At 58.3% G+C, this 5776-nt stretch carries 8 protein-coding genes; all 8 read left to right on the plus strand.

Annotated features, from left to right (window positions below; all coding sequences use genetic code 11):
* Window positions 1-227 precede the first annotated feature (227 nt).
* The 8 genes from fliL (at window position 228) to flhB (ending at window position 5662) form a co-directional block, all read left to right on the plus strand.
* Window positions 228-728: a flagellar basal body-associated protein FliL gene (fliL, locus tag ALO64_RS06735; RefSeq protein WP_002554282.1), complete on the plus strand. Its 501-nt coding sequence runs from the start codon at window positions 228-230 to the stop codon at window positions 726-728.
* A 9-nt stretch (window positions 729-737) separates the two neighbouring features.
* Window positions 738-1706, plus strand: coding sequence for a flagellar motor switch protein FliM (gene fliM / locus ALO64_RS06740; RefSeq protein WP_002554281.1), 969 nt, complete (start codon window positions 738-740; stop codon window positions 1704-1706).
* Window positions 1707-1767: 61 nt separating this feature from the next.
* On the plus strand, window positions 1768-2226 hold the full coding sequence (gene fliN, locus ALO64_RS06745) for a flagellar motor switch protein FliN (protein WP_002554280.1): 459 nt from the start codon (window positions 1768-1770) through the stop codon (window positions 2224-2226).
* Window positions 2227-2685: a flagellar biosynthetic protein FliO gene (gene fliO / locus ALO64_RS06750; RefSeq protein WP_044343428.1), complete on the plus strand. Its 459-nt coding sequence runs from the start codon at window positions 2227-2229 to the stop codon at window positions 2683-2685.
* The gene (gene fliP, locus ALO64_RS06755) at window positions 2685-3437 is read left to right on the plus strand and encodes a flagellar type III secretion system pore protein FliP (protein ID WP_002554278.1); all 753 of its coding nucleotides are present in this window, start codon (window positions 2685-2687) and stop codon (window positions 3435-3437) included. Before fliO ends, fliP begins: the two co-directional genes overlap by 1 nt.
* A 25-nt stretch (window positions 3438-3462) precedes the next feature.
* Window positions 3463-3732, plus strand: coding sequence for a flagellar biosynthetic protein FliQ (locus tag ALO64_RS06760; protein WP_002554277.1), 270 nt, complete (start codon window positions 3463-3465; stop codon window positions 3730-3732).
* Window positions 3733-3738: 6 nt separating this feature from the next.
* A complete protein-coding gene (gene fliR / locus ALO64_RS06765; RefSeq protein ID WP_002554276.1) occupies window positions 3739-4524 on the plus strand; it encodes a flagellar biosynthetic protein FliR in 786 nt (261 codons plus the stop codon).
* A 1-nt stretch (window position 4525) separates the two neighbouring features.
* Window positions 4526-5662: a flagellar biosynthesis protein FlhB gene (gene flhB, locus ALO64_RS06770; RefSeq protein ID WP_002554275.1), complete on the plus strand. Its 1137-nt coding sequence runs from the start codon at window positions 4526-4528 to the stop codon at window positions 5660-5662.
* The last annotated feature ends 114 nt before the right edge of the window (window positions 5663-5776 follow it).

The raw sequence follows: 5776 nt of genomic DNA on the forward strand, positions 1-5776 counted from the left end.
TGACGCAGAGCGTCACGAACGGCATTCCCACGCGGAGCGTGGGGACGATAGTCATCAGCTCCCGGGTCGGGCTGATTCGGCACTGACACAAGCATCACCATCCCTCCGCGCCCAACCGCGTAACCGGTTGTGTCCAATACATCTCCATCTCGTACAACTCTGGCATAACACTTGCTATGCCTCTGTCACGTATTGAAGAACCTCTTGAATAGTGACGGATTATTGGCATGGCGAAGAGCGAAGAAGTTAAAGACCCGGCAACCAAAGGCAAACTCAAGCTCATCATCCTCGCCGTTGTGGCGTTGCTGCTGGCGGTAGGTTTGTCGGTGGGCGCGACCTGGTTCCTCATGCACAAGAGCGAAAGCACACCAGACCCGGCTGCTGCCGCTGCCGCAGCTAACGTCAAGCCAGTGGCGGTGTTCGAACCCATGACCCCGGCCTTCGTGGTCAACTTCAACTCCAATGGTCGCCAGCGCTATATGCAGGTCAGTATCACCATGCTGGCGCGCAATGCCGCCGACATGGAAGCGCTGAAGGCGCATATGCCGCTGATCCGCAACAACCTGGTCATGCTGTTTGCTGCTATACCCTTTGAGTCGCTGGCCTCGCCGATCGGCCAGGAAATGCTGCGTCAGAAAGCGACCGCGAGCATTCAGGAAGTGGCACAGAAAGAACTCGGCAAGACTGTGATTGAACAGCTGCTCTTCACTAACTTCGTATTGCAGTAGGACTCTCACATGGCCGTGCAAGACCTGCTCTCCCAGGATGAGATCGACGCGCTGCTGCATGGCGTCGACGACGGGATGGTCCAGACCGACACCGTCAGCGAGCCTGGCAGCGTCAAAAGCTACGACCTGACCAGTCAGGACCGGATTGTCCGCGGGCGCATGCCGACGCTGGAAATGATCAACGAGCGATTCGCCCGCTACACGCGTATCAGCATGTTCAACCTGCTGCGCCGCTCGGCGGACGTGGCGGTGGGTGGCGTTCAGGTCATGAAGTTCGGCGAGTACGTGCATTCGCTGTACGTGCCGACCAGCCTCAACCTGGCCAAGATCAAGCCGCTGCGTGGTACTGCGCTGTTCATCCTTGATGCCAAGCTGGTGTTCAAGCTGGTGGACAACTTTTTCGGTGGCGATGGCCGTCACGCCAAGATCGAAGGCCGTGAGTTCACGCCGACCGAACTTCGCGTCGTGCGCATGGTGCTGGATCAGGCGTTCATCGACCTCAAGGAAGCCTGGCAGGCCATTATGGAAGTGAACTTCGAGTACATCAACTCGGAAGTGAACCCGGCCATGGCCAACATCGTCGGGCCGAGCGAGGCCGTGGTGATTTCCACTTTCCATATCGAACTGGATGGCGGTGGCGGCGATCTGCACGTGACCATGCCGTACTCGATGATCGAGCCGATCCGCGAAATGCTCGATGCCGGTTTTCAGTCGGATCTGGACGATCAGGATGAGCGCTGGATCAACGCGCTCAAGGAAGACGTTCTTGATGTCAATGTGCCGCTCACCACGACCATCGCTCAGCGCCAGTTGCCGTTGCGGGACATCCTGCACATGCGTCCTGGTGACGTTATCCCGGTGGAACTGAGCGAGTCGCTGGTCATGCGTGCCAATGGCGTACCGTCATTCAAGGTCAAGCTTGGCTCGCACAAGGGCAAGATGGCCCTGCAAGTAATCGAACCCATAGCGCGACGCTGACCTGTCTGGTCAACGTCGGAAATTGTTGCGTAACTGAAATACTGCGTGCAGAGGACAACTGATGGCTGATGAAAACGATATGACGTCTGCTGAAGATCAGGCGTTGGCCGACGAGTGGGCTGCTGCATTGGGCGAAGCTGGCGACAGTCAGGCTGATATCGATGCGTTGCTGGCGGCGGATGCGGGGAATTCGGGTAGCCGGATGACCATGGAAGAGTTCGGCAGCGTGCCGAAAAGCACGGGTCCGGTTTCTCTGGACGGTCCCAACCTGGATGTGATTCTCGACATTCCGGTGTCGATCTCCATGGAAGTGGGCAGCACCGATATCAATATTCGTAACTTGTTGCAGCTCAACCAGGGCTCGGTGATCGAGCTGGATCGCCTGGCTGGCGAACCGCTGGATGTGCTGGTCAACGGCACGCTCATCGCGCATGGCGAGGTGGTGGTGGTCAACGAGAAGTTCGGCATCCGTCTGACCGACGTGATCAGCCCGAGCGAACGCATCAAGAAGCTGCGCTAAATGAGGCGCTGGCTAAGTGTTCTGCTAACCCTGCCGTCGCTGGCCTGGGCTGCCGAGCCCGCTGCTCAGGCCGCACCTGCGCAGGTAGCCAATACGGTATCCGGCGGTATGGGCGGGCAGTTGGTGCAGTTGCTGTTCGGTCTGATACTGGTGATCGGTCTGATTTTCGTGCTCGCATGGCTGATGCGCCGCGTGCAGCGCGTGGGGCCGAACAATGGTCAGGTCATCGAATTGGTGAGTTCGCGCGCGCTCGGTCCGCGTGATCGGTTGGTGCTGGTGCAGATCGGCAGTGAACAGATCTTGCTGGGTATCACGCCAGGGCGGATCACGCCCCTGCATGTGCTCAAGGAACCGGTACAGGTGCCAGTGCGTGAGCAGGCGACCCCTGAATTCGCTCAGCGCCTGATGGAGCTGATGGAGCTGATGGAGCTGATGGGCAAGGATAAGGACAAGAAGTGATGGGCGCGCTGCGTTTCGTGATACTGCTGTTGCTGGTCATGGTGACGCCTGCTGTACTGGCAGCCGATCCGCTATCGATACCGGCGATCACGCTGTCCAATGGTGCGGATGGTCAGCAGGAGTATTCGGTCAGTCTGCAGATCCTGCTGATCATGACTGCGCTGAGCTTCATTCCGGCGTTTGTCATGCTGATGACCAGTTTCACCCGGATCATCATCGTCTTCTCGATTCTGCGTCAGGCCCTCGGTTTGCAGCAGACACCTTCCAACCAGATCCTGACGGGCATGGCTCTGTTTCTGACCATGTTCATCATGGCGCCGGTTTTCGACCGTGTGAATCAGGATGCGCTGCAGCCTTACCTGGCTGAAAAGCTCACTGCACAGGATGCAGTCGCCAAGGCGCAGGTGCCGATCAAGGATTTCATGCTGGCGCAAACCCGTACCAGTGACCTTGAGCTGTTCATGCGCCTGTCCAAGCGTACCGACATCCCCACCCCGGATGCCGCGCCGCTGACCATTCTGGTTCCAGCGTTCGTGATTTCGGAGCTCAAGACGGCGTTTCAGATCGGCTTCATGATCTTCATTCCGTTTCTGATCATCGATCTGGTGGTGGCCAGTGTGCTGATGGCGATGGGTATGATGATGCTGTCGCCGCTGATCATTTCGCTGCCGTTCAAGATCATGCTGTTCGTGCTGGTGGATGGCTGGGCGCTGATCGTCGGCACCCTGGCTGGCAGTTTTGGTGGCGTATGAGCCGTTTCACTGAGGAGTCTGCCCGATGACGCCGGAAGTAGCTGTCGATCTGTTTCGCGAGGCGCTGTGGCTGACCACCGTGCTGGTCGCGATTCTTGTGGTGCCGAGCCTGTTGTGCGGTCTGCTGGTGGCGATGTTTCAGGCGGCCACGCAGATCAACGAACAGACCCTGAGCTTCCTGCCACGCCTGTTGGTCATGCTCGTGACGCTGATTGTCATCGGCCCCTGGCTGCTGAAAATTTTCATGGAATACATGCTGTCGTTGTACACCAGTATTCCGACGCTGATCGGCTAGCGCCGCATGCAGCCGATGCTTGCGCTGACCGATATCCAGATCAGTACCTGGGTAGCGAGCTTCATGCTGCCGATGTTTCGTATCGTCGCGTTGCTGATGACCATGCCGGTGATCGGCACCACGCTGGTTCCCCGACGCGTGCGTCTTTACCTCGCATTTGCCATCACTGTGGTGGTCGCTCCAGCGCTGCCAGCCATGCCGCCGGTTCAGGCGCTTGACCTCAGTGGGCTGTTGCTGATCGGCGAGCAGATCATCATCGGTGCCGGCATGGGGCTGTCCCTGCAGATGTTTTTCCATATCTTCGTGATCGCCGGGCAGATCATCTCGACGCAGATGGGCATGGGCTTTGCCTCGATGGTCGACCCTACCAACGGCGTATCTTCGGCTGTTATCGGCCAGTTTTTCACCATGCTGGTCACGCTATTGTTCTTGTCCATGAACGGCCATCTGGTGGTGTTGGAAGTGCTTGTCGAAAGCTTCACCACGATGCCGGTGGGTGGTGGTCTGCTGGTCAATAATTTCTGGGAGCTGGCGAACGGGCTAGGCTGGGCGTTGAGTTCCGGACTCAGGCTGGTGTTACCTGCTATTACTGCGTTGTTGATCATCAACATCGCTTTTGGCGTCATGACCCGTGCAGCGCCGCAACTCAACATCTTCTCGATCGGTTTCCCGCTGACTCTCGTGCTGGGCATGGTCATCCTGTGGATGAGCATGGGCGATATTCTCAATCAGTATCAGCCGATTGCCAGTCAGGCACTGCAATCGTTGCGCGACATGGTGAGGGCTCGTTGAGATGGCAGAAAACGAGAATGGCCAGGACAAGACAGAAGACCCCACGGAAAAAAAGGTCAAGGACTCCAGAGCGGATGGGCAGATTGCGCGCTCCAAGGAACTGACCACGCTGGTGGTCATGCTGATGGGGGCGGGCGGGTTGCTGATGTTCGGCTCAGGCATTGCGCAGATGATGTCCGAGCTGATGCGCGACAATTTTACGATCAGCCGCGAAACGCTCATGGATCAGTCATACATGGGCAAGGCGTTGCTCAGCTCCGGCCTGCACGCGCTGGTCGTGATGCTGCCGTTTCTGATCGCCATGCTGGTGGCGGCGCTGGTGGGGCCGATCATGCTCGGCGGCTGGTTGTTCGCAACCAAATCGCTGATGCCCAAATTCAGCCGGATGAACCCGGCGGCAGGGCTCAAACGCATGTTTTCACCGCATGCGCTGGTCGAGCTGCTCAAATCCTTCGGCAAGTTTTTGATCATCCTCGCCGTTGCGCTGGTGGTCTTGAGCAACGAGCGCAATGATCTGGTGGCCATCGCTCATGAGCCATTGGAACAGGCGATGATACACAGCCTGCTGGTGGTCGGCTGGAGCAGCTTCTGGATGGCCTGTGGTCTGATATTCATTGCTGCTGCCGACGTGCCCTTTGTACTGTATGAGGCGCACAAGAAGTTGCTGATGACCAAGCAGGAAGTGCGCGACGAGCATAAGAACAGCGAGGGCAGCCCCGAGGTTAAACAGCGTATTCGCCAGTTGCAGCGCGAAATGTCCCAGCGGCGGATGATGGCGTCGATTCCGGAAGCGGATGTCATTATTACCAACCCGACGCACTTTGCCGTAGCCTTGAAATACGATCCCGAGCAGGGCGGGGCGCCGATGTTGCTGGCCAAGGGTACGGACCTGGTGGCGCTGAAGATTCGCGAAATCGGCGCGCATAACCAGATACTGATTCTGGAATCTGCGGCGTTGGCCCGCTCCATCTACTACAGCACCGAGCTGGACCAGGAAATCCCTGCCGGGCTCTATCTGGCCGTGGCCCAGGTGCTGGCCTATGTCTACCAGATCCGCCAATTCCGCGCCGGTCAAGGCAAGCGCCCAGACCCACTGGGTGACATCAAGATCCCGCCCGACCTGCAGCGCGATGCGTAGCCCTTTGCTTTGTCGCCAGCAGACCACCCTCGCGCCCGTGCTCCGCATGGGTATGCGGTTCCTGAAGCTCTGCGTCCGCTCTTGGGCGTGTGGTGCGGCGCAGATTTGTGACGC

Origin of the sequence: Pseudomonas meliae (assembly GCF_001400515.1) — a bacterium.
GTDB lineage: Bacteria > Pseudomonadota > Gammaproteobacteria > Pseudomonadales > Pseudomonadaceae > Aquipseudomonas > Aquipseudomonas amygdali.